The following is a 20,326-nucleotide window of genomic DNA, read 5'->3' as shown; positions in this document are numbered from 1 at the left end:
TTTTTACTGTCGACTTCGTCAAAAGTGACGAAATCGCAAGGAGTCTGCATGAACCGCTTTCTTATTGCGGATGCCAAATTATGCATGGGTTGCAATACCTGCATGGCCAGTTGCGCGACCGAACATCGCCTGGCCGGTTTGCAAGCCTTGCCGCGTTTACAAGTGATGCGCAATGCGCGCGATTCCGCGCCGGTGATGTGCCGCCAGTGCGAAGACGCGCCCTGCGCACAGGTTTGCCCGGTGAACGCGATAACGCATCAGGATGACGCCATCGTGCTGAACGAAAGCCTGTGCGTCAGTTGCAAACTGTGCGGCATCGCCTGCCCATTCGGCGCCATTGGTTTTGGCGGCAGCGTGCCGCTGGCCATTCCCGGCGATTGCCGGACCGCGCTAGCGCCGCCGCCGCCCGCGCCCGCTCGCCCGGTCAGCGCCTTTCTCGATTGCCAACCGGGGGTACGTGCGGTGGCGGTGAAATGCGATTTGTGTGCCTTCAGCCCCGACGGCCCGGCGTGCATTCGTACCTGTCCGACCAACGCCATCCGGCTGGTTGCCGACCACGACGTACGGCAGGCCAGCGAACGAAAACGCCGCAATGCGATGCAGGCGTTAGCCGCCGAGTTGCCGTTTGTCAGCCCCCCCGTCGCCCGCAAGGAACCGAACCGATGATCACCGATTTTCTGCCCGATCCGCTGCTGTTGCTGACGCTGTCACTGAGCGGTTCGCTGCTGCTGGCCGCACTGTGCTGGCTGCTGGCTATCTGGCCACGCTTTTGCGCCGGCGTCTGCGGCATCGGCACGCTGCTGGTGTCGCTGGCCGCCACTGCGGCGGCCCTGCCCTGGCTGTTCACCACGCCTCATCCTGCCCGCCTGCCGTGGCTGCACTATGCGGTGGAAATCAGCGGCCTGAATGCGCTGTTGCTGTTGGTGATCGCGCTGAGCAACCTGTTCGTGGGGTTGTATCTCTGCCATTGGCTGACGACGCTCAACGATCATAACCGCACCCGGCAAGGCAGCCTGATGCTGTTGATGCCCGCCGCGCTGAGCGCGGCCGTGATGGCGGACAATGCGCTGGCGCTGGTGCTGCTGCTGGAGCTGGCGGCGCTGTGCGGTTATTTCCTGATTGTTCGGCGGCAAGACGCCAAGAGCCAGCAGGCCGGCCACAGCCAATTTCTGCTGATGCGCTTCGGTACGCTGCTGCTGGTCGCCGCTTTTGCGTTGATCTACAGCCAAACCCACAGCCTGCAATTCAGCGCCATGCGCGAGATAGCCTTGCCATCGGCGCTGCGCAGCGGGGCATTCTTGCTGGCGCTGACGGGGTTCGGTATCTACGCCGGCGTCATGCCGCTGCACGGCTGGGTGCCGCAAGCGCACGGTAGCGCGCCCGCCCCGGCGGCCTCACTATTTTCTTGCGCGCTGATGAAAGTCGGGCTGCTCGGCGTGATCAAAATCGGCATGGATCTGCTGGGGACACCGTCGCTGTGGTGGGGATTGCTGGTGTTGTTGCTGGCGGCCGGCACCGCCTTTTTCGGCGGGCTGTATGCGCTGATGGAGCATGATCTGCGTCGGCTGCTGGCTTATCACACGCTGGAAAACATCGGCATCATCCTGCTCGGCATCGGCGGCGCAATGGTCGGCCTGGCGTTGCAATTGCCTGAGCTGACCGCGCTGGCGCTGATAGGCGGCCTGTTTCATCTGTGCAATCACAGCCTGTTTAAATCGGCATTGCTGCTTGCCGCCGGCGCCGTCGAACAGCAAACCGGGCTGAAAGACATGGAAAAAATGGGCGGACTGGCGCGGCTGATGCCGTGGACCTGCATCGCATTGCTGATCGGGCTGGTGTCGATGGCGGCGCTGCCGCCGCTCAACGGTTTCGCCAGCGAATGGTTGATTTATCAAGGCCTGTTCCAGTTCAGCGCCGCATCGGCCTTTATCGGCCGGCTGCTTGGCCCGTTGCTGGCGGTGGCGTTGGCGATCACCGGCGCGCTGGCGGTGATGTGCGTCAGCAAAGTGTTTGGCGTGGCGTGCCTCGGTGCGCCGCGCTGTGAAGCCGCCGCCAACGCCCGGCCGGCAGCGTGGCCAATGATGCTCAGCCATCTGCTGCCGGCCTTGCTGTGCCTGCTGTGCGGCCTTGGCGCACCCTGGCTGATCCCGCTGTTTGCCCGACTGGCCGCCACCTTGACTCAGCAAGCGCCGCTCGGCGCACATCTGCTGGTTTCCCCGCCGCTGATCGCCATTTTGCTGTTGGCGATGCCGCTGCTGCCGTTGCTGATCGCTGCGGCTTATCGGGGGAAACGCCAGGCGTGCCGCGCGGGCGGCGAAGCCTGGGCCTGCGGCTATGTCCACGAAGCCTCGATGGTGATCACCGCCACCGGTTTCGCTCAGCCGCTACAGGTGATGTTCGCGCCGCTGTACGCCCTGCGCCAAACCTTGCAACCGGTCGCATTACGGCGCTGGCTGCATCGTGCGCCCCTCAACGCGTTTTGCCGTGGCGTCGCCGCCATCGAGCTGGCGGTGTTGCTGGTCGTGGCGCTGGCCTAAGGAGAATCCGATGACTTATCCCACTTTACTGATTGGCGTCATGCAGGCATTGCTGCTGCTGGCCATTGCGCCGCTGTTTGCCGGCGTCAGCCGCCAGTTGCGCGCCCGCCTCCACAGCCGCCGCGGACCGGGCGTATTGCAGGAATACCGCGATATCGCCAAGTTGCTCAAACGCCAATCCCTCGCCCCTGCGGCGGCGGGAATGGCCTTCCGCGCCATGCCTTATCTGCTGACCGGCGCATTGCTGGCGATTGCCTGCGCGCTGCCGATGCTGTTGCAGGCTTCTCCGCTGCCGGCGATCGGCGATGTCATCACGCTGATTTATCTGTTCGCCGTGGTGCGCTTCGTGTTTGCCCTCGCCGGGCTGGATACCGGCAGCCCCTTCACCGCCATTGGCGCCAGCCGCGAAGCGGTGCTGGGCATTCTGGTGGAGCCGATCCTGCTGCTTGGCCTGTGGGTGGCGGCGCTGGTCGCCGGTTCAACCCAGCTCAGCGCCATCAGCCAGAGCGTCGCAGAGTGGCCGCTGTACGCCAGCGCACCGCTGCTGTTGGCGTTGCTGGCCTGCGGTTTCGCCACCTTTATCGAAATGGGCAAATTGCCGTTCGACATGGCGGAAGCCGAACAGGAATTGCAGGAAGGCCCGCTGACCGAATACGCCGGCGCGGCGCTCGGCATGCTCAAGTGGGGCATCAGCCTGAAGCAACTGGTGGTGCTGCAACTGTTTATCGGCGTGTTCGTGCCCTGGGGCCAGGCCATCGAGTTAACCCTGCCCGCGCTGGCGGCAGCGCTGGCGTTATCGCTGTGTAAGCTGCTGCTGGCGGTGATGGCCATCGCCGTCGTTGAAAACAGCGTCGCGCGGCTGCGTTTTCTGAAAACCGCTCGCACCACCTGGGCCGGCTTCGGCCTGGCATTTTTGGCGCTGGTTTCCTGGCTGGTCGTCAGCTAATTCACAAGTAGGAACATCATGATTACTGAACATCTGGGCCAAGATTATCTGACGGGGCTGCAACGGCAATTCCCGGCGACCGTGCTGGCGGCGGAATGGCAAACCGCCGATCAGCTCACGGTAACGGTGAAGCTGAATGCGCTGCCGGAGGTGGTGGAATGGCTGTATTACCAGCAGGGCGGCTGGCTTTCGGTGCTGTTCGGCAACGACGAACGCACGCTGTGCGGCAGCTATGCGCTGTATTACGTGCTGTCGATGGAGCAAGGGGTCAAATGCTGGATCACCGTGCGCGCCGAAGTCGACGCCCAAACGCTGGAGTTCCCGTCGGTAACGCCACGGGTGCGGGCGGCAGTGTGGGGCGAGCGCGAAGTGCGGGACATGTACGGTTTGCGCCCGGTGGGGTTGCCGGATGAACGGCGTCTGGTGCTGCCGGACGACTGGCCGGACGATCTTTACCCGCTGCGTAAAGACGCGATGGATTACCGCCAGCGGCCGGCGCCGACCACCGACGTCGAAACCTACCCCTTTGTCAGCGAAGCCGGCGCCAAGGCCAACGTGGTGCCGATTGGCCCGCTGCACATCACCTCGGACGAACCGGGCCATTTTCGCCTTTTCGTCGACGGTGAAGACATTATCGACGCCGATTACCGCCTGTTCTACGTCCATCGCGGCATGGAAAAACTGGCGGAAACGCGCATGGGTTATAACGAAGTGACCTTCCTGTCCGACCGGGTTTGCGGTATCTGCGGCTTTACCCACAGCGTGGCGTACACCAGCTCGGTGGAGAACGCCATGGGCATTCAGGTGCCGGAACGGGCGCAAATGATCCGCTCGATCCTGCTGGAGGTGGAACGGCTGCACAGCCACCTGCTCAACCTCGGTCTGGCCTGCCATTTCGTCGGTTTCGACAGCGGCTTCATGCAGTTTTTCCGCGTGCGCGAGAAATCGATGAAGATGGCGGAAATCCTCACCGGCGCGCGCAAAACCTACGGCCTGAATCTGATTGGCGGCATTCGGCGCGACATCTTGAAAGACGACATGCTGCAAACCCTGCGGCTGGCGGCGGAGATGCGCAGCGAGCTGAACGACCTGGTGGATATTCTGCTCAGCACGCCGAACACCGAGCAGCGCAGCATCGGCGTCGGCCGGCTGGATCCGCAGATCGCGCGCGATTACAGCAACGTCGGGCCGATGCTGCGCGGCAGCGGCCACCGCCGGGATACCCGTATCGATCATCCGTTCGCCGGTTACGCCAAGCTGCCGGTGGAACTGTGCGTCGAAACCGGCTGCGACGTGTATTCGCGCCTGAAAGTGCGCATCCGCGAAGTGTTCAACTCGCTCGGCATCATCGAATTCGGCCTGCAAAGCCTGCCCGCCGGGCCGCTGGCGGTGGAAGGCTTTACCTATATGCCGCACAAGTTCGCCCTGGGCTTTGCCGAAGCGCCGCGTGGCGACGACATTCACTGGAGCATGACCGGCGACAATCAGAAACTGTTCCGCTGGCGCTGCCGCGCCGCCACCTACGCCAACTGGCCGACGCTGCGCTTTATGCTGCGCGGCAATACCGTTTCCGACGCCCCGCTGATCATCGGCAGCCTCGATCCCTGCTATTCCTGCACCGACCGCATGACCATCGTCGACATCCGCAAACGCAAGTCTGTCGTGGTGCCGTACAAGGAAATCGAGCGCTACGGCATCGAGCGGAAAAACGCACCGTTTTAAGGGGACGACACCATGCTGAAACTGATTAAAAAAGTGCTGAAAACCGGCAACGCCACGGTGGCCTATCCGGCGCAGCCGCTGGCGGTGGACGCCAATTTTCGCGGCAAGCCGGAATATACCCCGCAGCAATGCATCGCCTGCGGCGCCTGCGCCAACGCCTGCCCGTCCAACGCGCTGACCATGGAAACCGATGTCGAAAACGGCGTGATCCGTTGGCAGTTCTTTCTGGGCCGCTGCATTTTCTGCGCCCGCTGCGAAGAAGTCTGCCCGACGACCGCCCTTCGCCTGTCGAACCAGTTCGAGCTGGCGGTATGGCGCAAAGAAGACCTGCTCGAAAGCGCCGATTTCGCCCTCTGCCACTGCCGCCAATGCGGCAAGGCTTACGCCCCGCAGAAGGAAATCGATTATGCCCTGGCGCTGCTCGAACTTGGCGAGCAGCGCCGCGAACAGTTCGAAACCTGCCCGGCCTGCAAACAGCAACAAAGCCTGACCCAGGCCGACCGTATCGATGTTGGCCGCCATTTGACCCGGGAGGTCGCCCAATGAACCAGACGCTGATTGGCCCGCGCGATGCCAACGGGCAGCCGGTGCCGATAACTCTCGACGACAGCATCGCCCAGCTAAAAACCACCTTGCTGAAAGATATCCGCCGCTCCGCTTATGTCTATCGCGTTGACTGCGGCGGCTGCAACGGCTGCGAGATCGAGATTTTCGCCGCTATTTCACCGCTGTTCGACGCCGAACGCTTCGGCATCAAAGTGGTGCCCTCGCCGCGCCATGCCGATATTTTGCTGTTCACCGGCGCGGTCACCCGCGCGATGCGCATCCCGGCGATCCGCGCCTGGCAGGCCTCGCCGGATCCGAAAATCTGCATTTCTTACGGTGCCTGCGGCAACAGCGGCGGCATTTTCCACGACTTGTACTGCGTATGGGGCGGCACCGACCGCATCGTGCCGGTCGACGTGTATATCCCCGGCTGCCCGCCGACGCCCGCCGCCACGATTTACGGCTTCGCCATGGCGCTGGGTTTGCTCGAGCAGAAAATCCATCGTCAACAGCACGATGAAACCGAGGGCGAGGCTACCGCGCTGTTGCACCCGCAACTGCCGCAGCCGCTGCGCGTGGCGGTGGATCGAGAAGCGCGTCGCCTGGCCGGGTATCGCTACGGCCGGCAAATCGCCGATCGCTTCCTGCAATTGCTGGTCGCCAACGACGCGCAAACGGCCGAACAACGCGTGGCGACATATTTGCAACGGCAAGACGACCCGCGGCTGACGGAGATCGTCGGCCATCTGTTGGCCCTTTATCAGCGCGTGCAACGCGGGGAGTTGCGGCTATGAGCGCGGTCTGCCACGTGACGTTTTATTCCCTCAGCCGCAAGTTCGTGCAGGAAAAGAAAGCGCCGCCCAAGGCGCAGGAAGTGATCTATTACAGCCTGGCGATCGGCCATCACCTGGGGGTGATCGACTGTCTGGAGGCCAGGCTCGATTGCCCGCTGGCGGCATTTCGCGACTGGATTGCGCAGTTGCCGGCCGAGGGTGCCGCCAGGCGCAAACTGGCCGGTGTCGAACGCTTTGGCGAAATCTGCATCGACAGCAGCCACACCCATTTGCTGGCCAGCGCGCTGAGCCGCGCCGCTGAACGCATGACGCCGCAGCAGCAAGACTGGAGCCAACGATTAATCGCCCTGTTGCAGTCTATCGAAAACGAACCGGCGATTTATCTGATGGTCAGGAGGCACCATGGATAGCGTTTTGTTATGTGTCGGCAATTGCCTGATGGGCGACGACGGTGCCGGCCCGCTGCTGGCGGAACTGTGCCAGACCACTCCCCCCGCCGGCTGGACGGTGATCGACGGCGGCGCTGCGCCGGAGAATGACATTCACGCCATTCGCCAACTGCGGCCACAGCGGCTGGTGATCGTCGACGCCACCGACATGGGGCTGGCACCGGGCGAAACCCGGGTGATAGATCCGGCGGATATCGCCGAAATGTTCATCATGACCACCCACAACATGCCGCTCAGCTTCCTGATCGACCAACTGCGCGCCGACATACCGGACATTACCTTCATCGGCATTCAACCGGAGGTAGTGGCGTTTTACTACCCCATAGGCCCGGCGGTGCAGCAGGCGGTGATAACCCTGCATCAGCGCCTTGCCCACTGGCAGGCCCACGGCGGCTATTCGACATTGACCGTGACGACGGCCTGACATCGTCACCGTCATTTTTGTCGGCCCTCTCGTCACCACAAAGCTAACATTTTGTTTTTATTGTCATTAGTGGGTTGGCACGCTTTATGAATAGACCTTGTCATACCGCCACCGCCAACCCCGTAAACCAGGAGTTCCTGATGAACCGGTTCATCATCGCCGATCCGAAGAAATGCATCGGCTGTCGTACCTGCGAAATCGCCTGCGTCATGGCACACAGCGCCACCCAGGACATTTCGACGTTGACCGCCGCCACCTTCGCCCCACGGTTGCACGTGATTAAAGGCGTGAACGTCAGTACCGCCGTGTTGTGCCGCCAGTGTGAAGACGCGCCCTGCGCCAACGTCTGCCCCAACGGCGCCATCAGCCGCCAAAACGGCATGGTGCTGGTAATGCAGGAACGCTGCATCGGCTGCAAAACCTGCGTGGTGGCCTGCCCCTACGGTGCCATGGAGGTGATCACCCGCCCGGTGATCCGCCAGAACGGCGCGCAACTGACGGCCATCAGCGACAAGGCCGAAGCCCACAAATGCGATTTGTGCACCGGTCGCGCCACCGGCCCGGCCTGTATGGAAACCTGCCCCACCAAAGCGCTGCACTGCGTTGACCGCAATTTGTTGCAGGAAATGAACGCCGAGAAACGCCGCCGTGCCGCGCTCGACAACCTGTCGTCTCTGTTTTAGGAGCTGAACCAATGAAAAAAATCACGACCGTCTGCCCTTACTGTGGCGCAGGCTGCAAAATGAAACTGGTGGTGGATAACGGCAAAATCCTTCGCGCAGAAGCCGCCGACGGCGCAACCAATCAGGGCGAACTGTGCCTGAAGGGCTACTACGGCTGGGACTTTCTCAACGACACCAAACTGCTGACGCCGCGCCTGACGCAGCCGCTGATCCGCCGTGAAAAAGGCGGCAAGTTTGAAGCGGTCAGTTGGGACGAAGCCATCCGCTATACCGCGCAACGGCTGAAAGCCATCAAACAGCAGCATGGCGCGCGCGCCATTATGCACACCGGGTCCTCACGCGGCACCGGCAACGAAACCAACTACGTGATGCAGAAGTTTGCCCGCGCGGTGATCGGCAACAATAACGTCGACTGCTGCGCCCGCGTCTGCCACGGCCCGTCGGTCGCCGGTTTGCAGGCCACGCTGGGCAACGGCGCGATGAGCAACTCGATCGGCGATATCGAAAACTCCAAATGTTTACTGATCATCGGCTACAACTGCGCCGATTCGCACCCGATCGTCGCCCGCCGGGTTCTGAAGGCCAAAGAGAAAGGCGCGCAAATCGTGGTTTGCGATCCGCGCCGCATTGAAACCGCACGCATCGCCGATCAGCATCTGCAAATCAACAACGGCTGCAATATGGCGCTGGTTAACGCCTTCGGCCACGTGCTGATCGAAGAAAACCTGTATGACCGCGATTATGTGGCGAAATACACCGAGGGCTTCGACGCCTACCGCCGACAAGTGGCCGATTACGCGCCGGAAACGGTGGAACAGCTGACCGGCGTCAGCGCCCAGCAAATTCGTCAGGCGATGCGCACCTACGCCAGCGCCCCTTCCGCCACCATCATGTGGGGCATGGGCGTCACCCAGTTCGGCCAGGCGGTGGATGTGGTCAAAGGGTTGGCCAGCCTGGCGCTGTTGACCGGTAACCTCGGGCGCGCCAACGTCGGCGTCGGCCCGGTGCGCGGCCAGAACAACGTGCAAGGCGCCTGCGACATGGGCGTGCTGCCAAACGAATTCCCCGGTTATCAATCCGTCACCGACGCCGCAGTACGCGCCAAATTCGCCGCCGCCTGGGGCATTGACGCCGCCGGTATGGATCCGGACGTGGGCTATCGCATCACCGAAGTGCCGCACCTGGTGCACGAAGGCAAAGTGAAAGCCTATTACATCATGGGGGAAGATCCGTTACAGACCGAGGCCGATCTCAGCTTGGTGCGCAGCGCATTCGATGCGCTGGAGTTTATTGTGGTGCAAGACATCTTCATGACCAAAACCGCCGAACGGGCGGACGTGATCCTGCCATCCACCTCCTGGGGCGAACACGGTGGCGTGTTCTCGTGCGCCGATCGCGGTTTCCAGCGTTTCGAAAAAGCCATCGAGCCGCAGTACAACGTCAAACGCGACTGGGAAATCATCAGCCTGCTGGCGACCGAACTGGGCTATCCGATGCATTACGAAGACAACCAGCAAATCTGGGATGAAATGCGCGAGCTGTGCCCGCTGTTTTACGGCGCGACCTACGAAAAAATGGGCGAACTCGGCCACATTCAATGGCCTTGCACCACGCTCGAGAGCCCAGGCACGCCGTATTTGTATCAGGGCAATCAATTCACCACCCCGTCCGGCAAGGGGCAGTTGTTCGCCACCACCTGGCGCGCCCCGGCCGAAGTGCCGGACGCCGCTTATCCGCTGGTGCTGTGTACGGTGCGTGAAGTCGGCCACTACTCCTGCCGTTCGATGACCGGCAACTGCGCCGCCTTGCAAACGCTGGCGGATGAGCCGGGCTTCGTGCAAATCAACCCGCAAGATGCCGCCGCCCTGGGCGTTGGCGATCAGCAACTGGTGTGGGTCGCCTCGCGACGCGGCAAGGTGATCTCCCGCGCCAACTACAACGAGCGCATTAACCTGGGTGCGGTGTACATGACCTATCAGTGGTGGATTGGCGCCTGCAATGAATTGACGCAGGAGAATCTCGATCCGATCTCCAAAACGCCGGAAACCAAGTACTGCGCGGTCAAGCTGGAAGCGATTGGCGATCAAAACTGGGCGGAAAACTACGCCAGCCAAAGCTACAGCGACATGAAAGCCCGCCTGCGCAGGGCGGTGGAAGACGTGATGTGATCGTTAACCAAACCGGGACGAACCTGTTCGTCCCAGATAGCTGACCAAGCCCGTTATTAGGGAGAGCGTGCCGAAGGGGTCGTAACGGCCTTGGCCGTCGGAGCGCCCCTCGGTGCGCTAGGCCCGGGTATCTCGGACTCAAAGACCACTCTGTTATTAACCTCGGACGAACCTGTTCGTCCCCTACTTATCGGGTGGGTAAGATGTCCAAATCGCCGTCAGGATTACTGCTTCGCATCAGCGGCAAGGTGCAGGGAGTCGGATTCCGCCCCTTTGTCTGGCAACTGGCGCAGCGCCTCGGCCTGCGTGGCGAAGTCTGGAACGACAGCGCCGGGGTCGAAATTCGGCTGGTGCAACCGGTGGATATCGATATGTTCCTGCATATGCTGCAACGCCAGGCACCGGCGTTGGCCCAGATTGATAACATCGGCCTGCGCCCCTTCACCTGGCTGCAACCGCCGCAGGACTTTGCCATTCGCCATAGCCGACAAAGCCAAATGGATACGCAGGTCGTTCCCGACGCCGCAACCTGCCCCGATTGCCTGCGTGAAATGAACGATCCGCACGATCGTCGCTACCGTTATCCCTTCATTAACTGCACGCATTGCGGCCCACGCTTCACCCTGATTCGCTATATGCCTTACGACCGCCCGGCGACCAGCATGGCGCCGTTCGCACTGTGCCCGCACTGCGCCTGGGAATACCACACGCCGCAGGATCGGCGCTTTCACGCCCAGCCGGTGGCCTGCAGCGAATGCGGGCCGCAACTGTTCAGTTGCCATGCCGACGGCAAGGCAATCAACCTGGCGGACATGGCGTTGCAACAGGCGGCGGCACTGCTATGCGCCGGCGAAATCGTCGCCATCAAGGGCATCGGCGGTTTCCATTTGGCCTGTGACGCCACCGATCAGCAGGCGGTGATGCGCCTGCGCGACCGTAAACGGCGACCGGACAAACCGCTGGCGGTGATGCTGCCGGATATCGGCTGGCTGGCGCGCTGTACCGGCAGCCACTCGCTGGCGCAACTGAGCGAAACCCTGCTTTCCCCGGCCGCACCGATCGTCCTGGTGCCACAGCGGCCCCACTCCGCGCTGTGCGACGCCGTTGCGCCGCACCTGGACGAAGTCGGCGTCATGCTGCCGTCCAACCCACTGCATCATCTCCTGATGCAAGCGGTACGACGCCCGCTGGTGATGACTTCCGGCAACGCCGCCGGTCGCGCGCCGGCGTTGACCAACGAACAGGCGCTGCGCGATCTGGTCGACATTGCCGATCTGTGGCTGATGCATAACCGCGAGATCCTGCAACGCGCCGATGACTCGTTGCTGCGGCAGCACCCGCAAGGCACCGAGATGCTGCGCCGCTCTCGCGGCTACGCACCGGACGCCCTGCCGCTGCCCCCCGGCTTCCCGGTTCAACCGCCGCTGCTGGCGGTCGGGGGCGACAATAAAAACACCTTCTGCCTGGTGCGCGGCGACAAAGCGATCCTCAGCCCGCATTTTGGCGACCTGGCGCAGGAGGACGTTCAGCAACAGTGGCAACACGCCATCGCCCACTTCCTCAGGCTGTATCACTGCCGGCCGCAGCGCATCGCCGCCGATGCGCACCCGGATTATGCCGGCAGTCGCTGGGCGCAGCGTCAATCTCTGCCGTTGACCGAGGTGCTGCATCATCACGCGCATCTGGCGGCCTGCCTGGCGGAACACCAGTGGCCGCTCGACGGAGGCGCGGTTATCGGGTTAGCACTGGACGGGCTGGGATACGGCGACGACGGCCAGCTTTGGGGGGGCGAATGCCTGTGGGTGGATTACCGGCAGTGTCGATCGCTCGGCGGATTGCCGGCGGTGGCGCTGCCGGGCGGCGATCGCGCCGCGCAGGAGCCGTGGCGCAACCTGTTGGCACACTGCGCACGCTTTGTCGAGGGTTGGCAACGGCTGCCGGAAACGCAATTTTTGCTGCAACAGCCTTGGCAGCCACTGCTGAAAGCGATCGACGCCGGTATCAATGCCCCGCCGGCGTCGTCATGCGGTCGCTTGTTTGACGCCGCCGCCGCCGCGTTAGGCTGCGCGCCTTTGCAACTCAGTTGGGAAGGCGAAGCGGCCTGTCGGCTGGAGGCGCTGGCACATCAGGCAACCCATTGCCGCCACCCGCTGCACCTGCCGCTCAAAGACAATTTGCTCGATCTCGCCGCCTTCTGGCCACAGTGGCTTGGCTGGCGCACACCGCCGGCGGAGCGCGCCTGGGCATTTCACGACGCGCTGGCGCAAGGGTTCGCCGCCCTGGCCCAACACTTTGCCGCGCAGTACGGCATCAAACAGGTGGCGCTGAGTGGCGGCGTACTGCACAACCGGCTGCTGCGCCAACGGTTGGTGCATCATCTGGCACCGCTGCAGGTTCTGCTGCCACAGCGCATCCCCGCCGGCGACGGCGGGCTGGCATTCGGCCAGGCGATGGTCGCCTGCGCGCAACAATCCCCGCTTTCTTCTTCTCTCTCTGACAGGACGCAACATGAATTACCCTGAGTTCTTCCAAAAAAACACCCGCGCCTTCTGGCTGCTGTTGGCGTTGATCGCCGTTAACCTGCTGGCCTGGGCTGCGGCCTTTACCGCATTCCATCATCACCCGGCGCTGATGGCCGCCGCTCTGCTGGCTTACAGCTACGGCTTGCGTCACGCGGTAGATGCCGACCACATCGCCGCTATCGACAATGTGACGCGCAAATTGATGCAACAGGGCCAGCGGCCGGTTTCCGTCGGCGCATTTTTCTCGCTCGGGCATTCGAGCATCGTGATCCTGGCCTGCGCGGCCATCGCCGCCACTTCGCTGGCGTTCGGCAACCGCATCGGCTGGCTGCATGACTACGGCTCCACCCTCGGCACGCTGATTTCCTCTCTGTTCCTGCTGGCGATGGCGATACTCAACGGGCTGATTCTGCGCGATGTTTACCGCACTTTCCGCCGGGTGAAAAGAGGGGAAAAATTGACGGATGAAGCGTTGGCACACCGGCACGGCGGCCTGATGACGCGACTGTTTCGCGTGACCTTCAATACCGTGAATAAAAGCTGGCATATGTATCTGGTGGGATTTTTATTTGGGCTGGGGTTTGATACCGCCACCGAAGTCGGCCTGCTGGGCATTTCCGCCGCCGGCGCCGGTTCGGGCATGTCAGTCTGGTCGATCATGATCTTCCCGCTGCTGTTTGCCGCCGGTATGGCGTTGGTGGATTCGCTGGATAACTTCGTCATGGTTGGCGCTTACGGCTGGGCGTTCAACCAACCGGTGCGCAAGCTGTATTACAACATGACCATTACCGCCACCAGCGTGGCGATTGCGGTGTTGATTGGCGGCCTGGAAGGATTGGGGTTGCTGGCCGAAAAATTGAACCTGCACGGCGCCGTGTGGGATGGCATTGCGCTGCTCAATGACAATATGGGCAGCGTCGGCTACGCCGCTATTGCACTGTTTGTCTTGTTCTGGGTGCTGTCGGCGATCAACTACCGGCGCAAAAACTATGACGCGCTGGCGGTTTAATCATCGTTGATATCCTGATCGCCAGACGTCAATTTTTGCGAAAAAATTGAGGTTCGATTCATGACTCCCGCCGCAGTGGAAAACCCGCTGCGGCCACCGGATGGCTCATATTTGCCTGTAACCGGAAAAACGAAAAAACCTCCTTTTTATCACGTCAAAGGAGGTGTTCCAGAGCAGAACCAATATCACGAAGCTTGCGATGACAAGCGGTGCGTATTTTAATAAATAACCATACATAATAAAAATGCAATATTGCGCTCAAGCCATGCATAAATTCACCTTTTAAAAGAGTAAAAGTATTTTTTAAAGATGAGCCGCCAGAATTTATGCAAACGAAAAATAATAAAAGCCGGAAAACCTCCGGAAAGTGTAAATAATCAGTAAATCTTATATCGCTGAATAATAGTAAGGTTAGTCAGTATATGCAGCATTGCTTTACGCGTGCTAACTGACGGCAATAATGTCGGGTAATTTAGCTTTGGGCGGAGTCATCCAAACGGCTGAAGATAGCGGCTCCCCTTTGGCAAGTTGACTTGCTCTACCGGTGGAGCCTTCAATGGCAGATCTAGGTTCCTGATGAGGCCCTGGTGAGGCGCAATAGGAATAGGTTACAGAGCAGGGCCTGAAGCTATTTATGCGTGTACTACGCTATTGTTTTGCCCTGTGACGTTCAATATAACCGCTGGTCTCTCTAACGGGAACGGGTGAAAAGCACCCTTGTAATACATTATGAAAAGTGATAGTTAAACAGGTTGGGTGAATTCCATTTAATTTCAACGTAAATTATTACCAAGGGAAAGTATATTACGACCATGAATATCAATGTGACGGACCAGCCAAACCCACAGGACGAAGAGTACGTTATCGACAACCTTTGGGCACACAACGAAAATTATCAACCCGTAGACATCCGCCCGCTGTTTCTGACCGTTACCGATGACGCCGGCAAAATCGTCGCCGGATTGGTGGCCAGAACCTGGTGGGGCGGTCTTGAAGTACAATATCTCTGGGTCAGCGATGACCATCGCAAAAGCGGCTATGGCCGCCAATTGATGAAAAAAGCTGAAGAAGAAGCCCGTCAACGGGGTTGCCACATGGCTTATGTCGATACGTTCGACTTCCAGGCCAGAGGTTTTTACGAGAAATTGGGTTATCAGGTTTACGGCAATTTAGGCGGCTATGCCAAAAAGCATACGCGTCATTACCTGGCGAAAGAAATTTAGCGCAATTTTAATCGGTGAGGTCAGAATGGATTCGCCCGATAAAAATAATGAATTTTATTTGAAGGGTCTTATTGCCATGATGGAACACTTAAGTGATCCCTGGGGCATTAAGGATCTGGAATCCCGTCATATCTATATGAATAAGGCCGCCTATCTCTATACCAATACGCCGTTGAGTTTCGATATCGCCGGCAAACGGGACGACGAGTTTCCCGCCGACTGGGCAGACTGCGCAGACGATTTCATAGAACACGACAAAATGACAGAGATGTCGCGGGATCGGGTTGCCGTAATAGAAACGCATTATTGGTACGGGAAAGACAGCCTGACCCCCTTTATCAGCGAAAAACTGCCCATTTACAATGATAAAAAGCAGGTGTTCGGGGTGATGTGGAATGCCAAACCGCTTAACACGCTAACGCCGCTAAAATACATCAATCAGCAAAAACCCAGCGTGCTGACCACGGAAGTGAATAATAGTATTTTCACCCAATCCGAGCTCGACGTTATATTTTTAATGCTGCAAAGGCTGTCGGTGAAAGAAATAGCAAAAATATATAACATCAGCACCAAAACGATAGAAAATAGAATATATAACATCTATCAGAAATCTGACGTTCATACGCTGCAACAGTTTGAGGAGTTTTGCAAATATGCGCGTCTGGACAGCTATATTCCCGATCGCCTGATAGCAAAAGGCATCCAGTTTATCTGAACAGCAAGGAACACCTTATCGTGATCAAGATTGAAGACTACCCGTTAACGCGGGTACCGCAGGATAAAAGAGTCTCCTTTTTAAGCGTGGCCATCGTGCATATGGGCATGCTGACCGCCCTGGACCAATTTATGCTTGGGGCGGTGCTCGGCCACTCCATGACGCTGCTTGATGCGTTCACCGCCATTTTCATCGGCAGCCTGATATTTGGCGTGGTGACCTACGGCCTTGGGCTGGCGGGCATGCGCGAAGGGATCTCCGGCAGCCTGCTGGCCCGCTGGTGCGGTTTCGGCCGCCTGGGTTCGGTACTGATCGGGGTGGTGGTGGCCATCAGCCTGCTGGGCTGGTTTGGCATTCAAAACGCCATCTTCGCCAAATCGCTGGATTTCGCCCTGGGCAATAAGCTGGGCTTTGGCCTGGCCGCCGGCCTGTCCGGTACCCTGTTGACGATTCTGGTGGCGTTTGGCTTCAAGGCATTGCGCATTGCCGCCCGCATTGCGGTTCCGATGTTCATCATGCTGGTGGCTTATATTTCCATCACCGCCCTCTCCGGTCATAACCTGCAGGAGATCATCCAGTTGGCGCCGCCAGGAGAGCCGCTGACCATCAGCGCCGGCATCACCATCGTGGTCGGCGGCGCCATCGTGGCGAGCCTGATGACTCCCGATCTGACCCGTTACTCCAAAAACGGCAAGCACGTGTTTGGCGTGACCATTTTCACCATCGTCGCCGGGGAATTCGTGGTCAATGGCCTGGCGATCCTGATCGCCAAAACGCTCGGCACGGCGGATGTGGTGACCATCATGTCCCAGGCCGCCGGCGGTGCTGGCCTGCTGGTGGTGGTGTTCTCTACCTTAAGGGTCAATGATCTCAACCTCTATTCCTCCTCGCTCGGCATCGTCAACGCGGTCGAGGGCATGACCGGCAAAAGACTCAAATATACCGCCACCACGCTGGTTATCGGCGTGCTGGGCACCACGCTTTCCGTGCTGGGGATCCTGGACCGATTCGTCGATTTCCTGACGGTGCTTGGCGTAGTGTTCCCGCCGATTATCGGCATCATGCTGGTGGATTATTATCTGCTGCGCACCCACCGTAAAATTCTGGATGAGAGCCGGCGCGCGGGAAAATTGCCGGACCAAACGCCGACGATTGGCTGGACGGCGATAATCGCCAGTATTGTGGGTGGCATCGTCGGGTTGGTAACCGAGTGGGGCGTGCCAACAATCAATTCACTGCTGGCCGCCAGTCTCTTATATTGGGCATGCAAATTGGCGCTGGGCCGCTATCAGAAGCCGGTACCCTCGCAAAAACTGACTTAATCCGATTTGTCCCACTCATAGCAAGGCTCCCCACAAGCTGGGGAGCCAGGAGACCCACCCATGATCACCTGCACCCTAAGGTATGTTTTAGATCCGTATAAAATCGCCGAATTTGAGCAATACGCCCGTTTATGGATCCCTCTGGTCAATCGCATGGGCGGCACGCACCACGGTTATTTTTTGCCGTCGGAAGGCGCCAATAACATCGCGCTGGCGTTATTCAGTTTTCCCAGCCTGGCCGCCTACGAGGAATACCGCATAAAAATGGCCGAGGATGCAGAATGTTGCGCCGCTTACGAGCTGGAAAAACGCAATCGCAGCATCATCAGTTATGAACGGAGCTTTATGCGTCCGGTTCTTTCCGGGCAGGACTAAGCGAAGAGAAAAATAAGGCGGGGTTCGGGCTTTAATGGCCTGAGGCGATCAAATAGATATCGGTCGGCTAAACAGCCGACTGGCATCTGGAGTTTCGGTGGGTTTAAAAGTGCGGCTTTACCGCCGGAGACGTGATTGGAATTCCCTGGTGTCAGTTGCTAAAACATCCTTTACTACTCAGAGAATGGAAACGCCTCCCCTCTGAGTTTTTTATTATAGAAGCCGTTAATGACCGTTTTAAACTGTTTTGATCATCAAGAAACACTTCAGTATGGATGAACAGTAGCCCACCCAAACCACTCTGGTCAACATAAAAGTGGACATAAAAGTCACTTTTGTGTCCACTTTTTCAAAAACCTAACATAACAAATTGATTTAAATATAATTATTTATATTACCCATCATGCTAATCATGATTAAAGCATCAATTATGTGAATGAGTTAATTTTATAGCATCTGTTTTTAAAGGGTAATCAGGCGCTTATCATCATGAGGAATGCGTCCGTTGTAGACAATGTCGGTACGTACGATATAGTACTGCCTGCAACAATATTGTAAGGAATGCTTATGAAGACGACCAACGCTCAGCGCAAAATCAACATCATTAAAAATATTGAATATCTGATGCGTACCCGGGGCGAAACCAAGGCATCCTTCTCTAACCGCACCGGCCTGACGCGCACCACCCTCTATAAAATTCTGGATGGCCGGGTCAACAATGTACAGCAGGCTACCGTCAACCGGATTTCAGACTTCTTTGGCGTTTCCTGCGAAGAGATTGAAGACTATGATCTGGAAAAGCTGGAGCGTCTCAACGAAACGCTTTCCACCGAGGGGAATAAAAACCCTTCCGCTATCCCCGTCATTCCTCAGTCTCGATTTTTATCGGTGGCCGGCTGGAAGGTCGGGCAGTTGGTTACCGCGTTCCCTTTGACTTATTTCTTCGGCGATGAGTCAAATATGGTAGCAATGAAAATAGAAACCGAAATAAAAGGTTCATTTATCCCAGGCGAGGTCATTATTATAAAACGCCCGCCGGTGCTGGTTTGCGATTCGCCTTTATTGTATCACTCGGGAAAAAACGGCTTCTTTGTGGTTAACGGCAAAGAAGATAACGGCATGGAGGATACCGTGCGATTTCTGGGTTATATCGTTGGAGAAAGGCTATAAATGGAATCTAATCAAAAATTTAAATTGCTGGGGTTTACGCACCACGGAACCATTGCCGCCAATGTCATGGTGCTGGCCACGGGCAAAACCATCACCCTTGGGCTGAAAGAGCTGGCAGACAGCGAGATCTCGGAGGATTTGAGCCGGCACGAACTTCAGGCGCTCTACAGAAAGCTCTACAGCGATGACAAGGTCAAGACCGCTTACGAGCTGGGCGATCGCAACGAACGTTCATGGCAAGCTTATCTGCTGATCAGCGTTGCGCTCAGCGTAATCTACATCTTCTCGACCATCTGCGGCGTAAAACCCATTCATATTCCGGTGCTGGACATTATCACGCCGCCCGGCGTTTTCATTTATCCGCTCACCTTCTTGCTGGTAGATATTCTGAATGAGTTTTACGGCCTGCGTCTGGCGCGCAGAACCATTGTCATCTCGTTTATCGCCAACCTGCTGTTCGTGCTTGGGTTGTGGGGCACCGCGTTAATTCCAAACCTGCCGGGTTGGGAGTTCGGCGCTACCTATTCCGGCATGGTGAGCAGTATTGTTTCGGTCCTGTTGGCATCATCCCTGGCCTATTTCATTTCAGAAAATATCAACTCTTACCTACTGTGCAAAATCAAAGCGCTGACCAATTCCAAATACCTGTTCTTGCGGGTAATTACCAGCACCGTGGTCGCCTCTGCCTTTGACAGTATTATTTTCTGCTCCATTGCCTTCTATGGCGTGCTGGGTTGGGACATTATCAAAGAGATGATTATCGCGCAGTTCCTGATCAAGGTGGCCTATTCCATTATTGGCGTCGGCCCGATCTATCTGGCGAGAAGAATATTCCGCAACTATATTAACCGGCCTTCTACTGCGCCGGTGGCCGTCAACGATGCGGTGGCTTAAAACCCCAAAATATTCAGGGAGCCTTTCGCTCCCTGTTTTTCTTATGCCAGCTGGGTTTTACGCTTCATGCGGGCAGCCACGCCCACCTTGTCATTCCGATAAGTCGCCAGGCCTTCGGCGCGCAGATGACAGGCCGTGCACTCCCCGCATCCCTCGCCTTTAACGCCGTTATAGCAGGTCAGCGTATCGCTGCGCACGCGCTCAAGCTGCCGGTAATAATCGGCCAGCGCCCAGATCTCCGCCTTATCCAGCCACATCAGCGGCGTTTCAAAACGAATGTCCCGAGCCAGACCGAGCGCCACGCCGTGATGCAGCGCTTTGACAAACTCGTCGCGGCAATCCGGGTAGCCGGAGAAGTCGGTTTCACACACCCCGGTGATCACCGCCTCAGCGTCAACCTGATAGGCATAAATAGACGCCAGCGTCAGGAACAAAATATTGCGCCCCGGTACGAAAGTGCTCGGCAAAGCACCCGGCTGCGTGCCGTTAAACGCCGGAACCGGAATGTTGTCGCGCGTCAGGCTGCTGATCGCCAGTTCGTTCAGCATGGTAACGTCCAACACCTTGTGGCCCTTGACGCCCAGCGCCACCGCCAACTCGCGCGCCACCTCGATCTCCGCCCGATGCCGCTGGCCATAATCGAAAGTAATGCAGTGCACTTCATCGTACAGCTCTAACGCCTGAACCAGGCAAGTGGTGGAATCCTGACCACCGCTAAATACCACAACTGCTCTCTTCATTGCCTATCCCTTACGTCCATACTTATTAGCAATCAAAAGCATAGACTAATCGACGAGAAAAGCCCCCTGTAATCTTCTGGTGATTTT

The 20,326-nt window shown here is 58.4% G+C and carries 19 protein-coding genes; 18 read left to right on the top strand and 1 reads right to left on the bottom strand.

From position 1 onward, the window contains the following. Window positions 1–48 precede the first annotated feature (48 nt). From QZQ97_RS19350 to QZQ97_RS19265, 18 genes are all read left to right on the top strand, one after another. Window positions 49–666 carry a 4Fe-4S dicluster domain-containing protein gene (locus QZQ97_RS19350; RefSeq protein WP_311994771.1) on the top strand — a complete coding sequence of 206 codons (618 nt, stop codon included), beginning with the start codon at window positions 49–51 and terminating at the stop codon, window positions 664–666. Further along, the gene (locus tag QZQ97_RS19345) at window positions 663–2,537 is read left to right on the top strand and encodes a proton-conducting transporter transmembrane domain-containing protein (protein WP_311994770.1); all 1,875 of its coding nucleotides are present in this window, start codon (window positions 663–665) and stop codon (window positions 2,535–2,537) included. Before QZQ97_RS19350 ends, QZQ97_RS19345 begins: the two co-directional genes overlap by 4 nt. A 10-nt stretch (window positions 2,538–2,547) precedes the next feature. Further along, window positions 2,548–3,483 (top strand): respiratory chain complex I subunit 1 family protein, encoded by a 936-nt coding sequence (locus tag QZQ97_RS19340; protein ID WP_311994769.1) that lies wholly within the window; start codon window positions 2,548–2,550, stop codon window positions 3,481–3,483. 18 nt (window positions 3,484–3,501) lie between these two features. Continuing rightward, window positions 3,502–5,205 carry a hydrogenase large subunit gene (locus QZQ97_RS19335; RefSeq protein ID WP_311994768.1) on the top strand — a complete coding sequence of 568 codons (1,704 nt, stop codon included), beginning with the start codon at window positions 3,502–3,504 and terminating at the stop codon, window positions 5,203–5,205. Window positions 5,206–5,217: 12 nt separating this feature from the next. Next, complete coding sequence (locus QZQ97_RS19330) at window positions 5,218–5,751, top strand: formate hydrogenlyase complex iron-sulfur subunit (RefSeq protein WP_006328068.1); 534 nt, start codon at window positions 5,218–5,220, stop codon at window positions 5,749–5,751. Next, window positions 5,748–6,545 carry an NADH-quinone oxidoreductase subunit B family protein gene (locus tag QZQ97_RS19325; protein WP_311994767.1) on the top strand — a complete coding sequence of 266 codons (798 nt, stop codon included), beginning with the start codon at window positions 5,748–5,750 and terminating at the stop codon, window positions 6,543–6,545. The genes QZQ97_RS19330 and QZQ97_RS19325 overlap by 4 nt, the downstream gene beginning before the upstream one ends. Further along, window positions 6,542–6,955: a formate hydrogenlyase maturation HycH family protein gene (locus tag QZQ97_RS19320; protein WP_311994766.1), complete on the top strand. Its 414-nt coding sequence runs from the start codon at window positions 6,542–6,544 to the stop codon at window positions 6,953–6,955. Before QZQ97_RS19325 ends, QZQ97_RS19320 begins: the two co-directional genes overlap by 4 nt. Further along, complete coding sequence (gene hycI / locus QZQ97_RS19315; RefSeq protein ID WP_311994765.1) at window positions 6,948–7,418, top strand: hydrogenase maturation peptidase HycI; 471 nt, start codon at window positions 6,948–6,950, stop codon at window positions 7,416–7,418. Before QZQ97_RS19320 ends, hycI begins: the two co-directional genes overlap by 8 nt. A 140-nt stretch (window positions 7,419–7,558) precedes the next feature. Beyond that, window positions 7,559–8,101: an electron transport protein HydN gene (hydN, locus tag QZQ97_RS19310; protein WP_311994764.1), complete on the top strand. Its 543-nt coding sequence runs from the start codon at window positions 7,559–7,561 to the stop codon at window positions 8,099–8,101. A gap of 11 nt (window positions 8,102–8,112) precedes the next feature. Beyond that, window positions 8,113–10,269, top strand: a complete 2,157-nt coding sequence (fdhF, locus tag QZQ97_RS19305; protein ID WP_311994763.1) for a formate dehydrogenase subunit alpha — start codon at window positions 8,113–8,115, stop codon at window positions 10,267–10,269. A 203-nt stretch (window positions 10,270–10,472) separates the two neighbouring features. Next, entirely contained in the window at window positions 10,473–12,791 is a 2,319-nt protein-coding gene (hypF, locus tag QZQ97_RS19300) for a carbamoyltransferase HypF (protein ID WP_311994762.1), read from the top strand. Next, complete coding sequence (locus QZQ97_RS19295; RefSeq protein ID WP_311994761.1) at window positions 12,778–13,800, top strand: HoxN/HupN/NixA family nickel/cobalt transporter; 1,023 nt, start codon at window positions 12,778–12,780, stop codon at window positions 13,798–13,800. The genes hypF and QZQ97_RS19295 overlap by 14 nt, the downstream gene beginning before the upstream one ends. 812 nt (window positions 13,801–14,612) lie before the next feature. Continuing rightward, complete coding sequence (locus QZQ97_RS19290) at window positions 14,613–15,023, top strand: GNAT family N-acetyltransferase (protein WP_311994760.1); 411 nt, start codon at window positions 14,613–14,615, stop codon at window positions 15,021–15,023. A 25-nt stretch (window positions 15,024–15,048) separates the two neighbouring features. Further along, window positions 15,049–15,738, top strand: a complete 690-nt coding sequence (locus QZQ97_RS19285) for a helix-turn-helix transcriptional regulator (protein WP_311994759.1) — start codon at window positions 15,049–15,051, stop codon at window positions 15,736–15,738. Between the two features lie 20 nt (window positions 15,739–15,758). Then, window positions 15,759–17,060: a cytosine permease gene (locus QZQ97_RS19280; RefSeq protein WP_311994758.1), complete on the top strand. Its 1,302-nt coding sequence runs from the start codon at window positions 15,759–15,761 to the stop codon at window positions 17,058–17,060. A 60-nt stretch (window positions 17,061–17,120) separates the two neighbouring features. After that, complete coding sequence (locus QZQ97_RS19275; protein WP_311994757.1) at window positions 17,121–17,435, top strand: NIPSNAP family protein; 315 nt, start codon at window positions 17,121–17,123, stop codon at window positions 17,433–17,435. A gap of 567 nt (window positions 17,436–18,002) precedes the next feature. Further along, entirely contained in the window at window positions 18,003–18,605 is a 603-nt protein-coding gene (locus QZQ97_RS19270; protein ID WP_311994756.1) for a helix-turn-helix domain-containing protein, read from the top strand. Beyond that, window positions 18,606–19,499: a queuosine precursor transporter gene (locus QZQ97_RS19265; RefSeq protein ID WP_311994755.1), complete on the top strand. Its 894-nt coding sequence runs from the start codon at window positions 18,606–18,608 to the stop codon at window positions 19,497–19,499. A gap of 41 nt (window positions 19,500–19,540) precedes the next feature. Here QZQ97_RS19265 and queC read toward each other — a convergent pair whose 3' ends face one another. After that, window positions 19,541–20,239 carry a 7-cyano-7-deazaguanine synthase QueC gene (gene queC, locus QZQ97_RS19260; protein ID WP_311994754.1) on the bottom strand — a complete coding sequence of 233 codons (699 nt, stop codon included), beginning with the start codon at window positions 20,237–20,239 and terminating at the stop codon, window positions 19,541–19,543. Between the last annotated feature and the right edge of the window lie 87 nt (window positions 20,240–20,326).

Origin of the sequence: Serratia sp. root2 (assembly GCF_031931805.1) — a bacterium.
GTDB classification, from domain to species: Bacteria; Pseudomonadota; Gammaproteobacteria; order Enterobacterales; family Enterobacteriaceae; genus Serratia; species Serratia inhibens.
Note: the sequence above shows the minus strand (reverse complement) of the source record. Positions and strands in the feature narration are given on the sequence as shown.

Coding starts and splice junctions, on each gene's coding strand:
- QZQ97_RS19350 (WP_311994771.1), top strand. CDS start 49: ATGAACCGCTTTCTTATTGCGGATGCCAAATTATGCATGGGTTGCAAT.
- QZQ97_RS19345 (WP_311994770.1), top strand. CDS start 663: ATGATCACCGATTTTCTGCCCGATCCGCTGCTGTTGCTGACGCTGTCA.
- QZQ97_RS19340 (WP_311994769.1), top strand. CDS start 2,548: ATGACTTATCCCACTTTACTGATTGGCGTCATGCAGGCATTGCTGCTG.
- QZQ97_RS19335 (WP_311994768.1), top strand. CDS start 3,502: ATGATTACTGAACATCTGGGCCAAGATTATCTGACGGGGCTGCAACGG.
- QZQ97_RS19330 (WP_006328068.1), top strand. CDS start 5,218: ATGCTGAAACTGATTAAAAAAGTGCTGAAAACCGGCAACGCCACGGTG.
- QZQ97_RS19325 (WP_311994767.1), top strand. CDS start 5,748: ATGAACCAGACGCTGATTGGCCCGCGCGATGCCAACGGGCAGCCGGTG.
- QZQ97_RS19320 (WP_311994766.1), top strand. CDS start 6,542: ATGAGCGCGGTCTGCCACGTGACGTTTTATTCCCTCAGCCGCAAGTTC.
- hycI (WP_311994765.1), top strand. CDS start 6,948: ATGGATAGCGTTTTGTTATGTGTCGGCAATTGCCTGATGGGCGACGAC.
- hydN (WP_311994764.1), top strand. CDS start 7,559: ATGAACCGGTTCATCATCGCCGATCCGAAGAAATGCATCGGCTGTCGT.
- fdhF (WP_311994763.1), top strand. CDS start 8,113: ATGAAAAAAATCACGACCGTCTGCCCTTACTGTGGCGCAGGCTGCAAA.
- hypF (WP_311994762.1), top strand. CDS start 10,473: ATGTCCAAATCGCCGTCAGGATTACTGCTTCGCATCAGCGGCAAGGTG.
- QZQ97_RS19295 (WP_311994761.1), top strand. CDS start 12,778: ATGAATTACCCTGAGTTCTTCCAAAAAAACACCCGCGCCTTCTGGCTG.
- QZQ97_RS19290 (WP_311994760.1), top strand. CDS start 14,613: ATGAATATCAATGTGACGGACCAGCCAAACCCACAGGACGAAGAGTAC.
- QZQ97_RS19285 (WP_311994759.1), top strand. CDS start 15,049: ATGGATTCGCCCGATAAAAATAATGAATTTTATTTGAAGGGTCTTATT.
- QZQ97_RS19275 (WP_311994757.1), top strand. CDS start 17,121: ATGATCACCTGCACCCTAAGGTATGTTTTAGATCCGTATAAAATCGCC.
- QZQ97_RS19270 (WP_311994756.1), top strand. CDS start 18,003: ATGAAGACGACCAACGCTCAGCGCAAAATCAACATCATTAAAAATATT.
- QZQ97_RS19265 (WP_311994755.1), top strand. CDS start 18,606: ATGGAATCTAATCAAAAATTTAAATTGCTGGGGTTTACGCACCACGGA.
- queC (WP_311994754.1), bottom strand. CDS start 20,239: ATGAAGAGAGCAGTTGTGGTATTTAGCGGTGGTCAGGATTCCACCACT.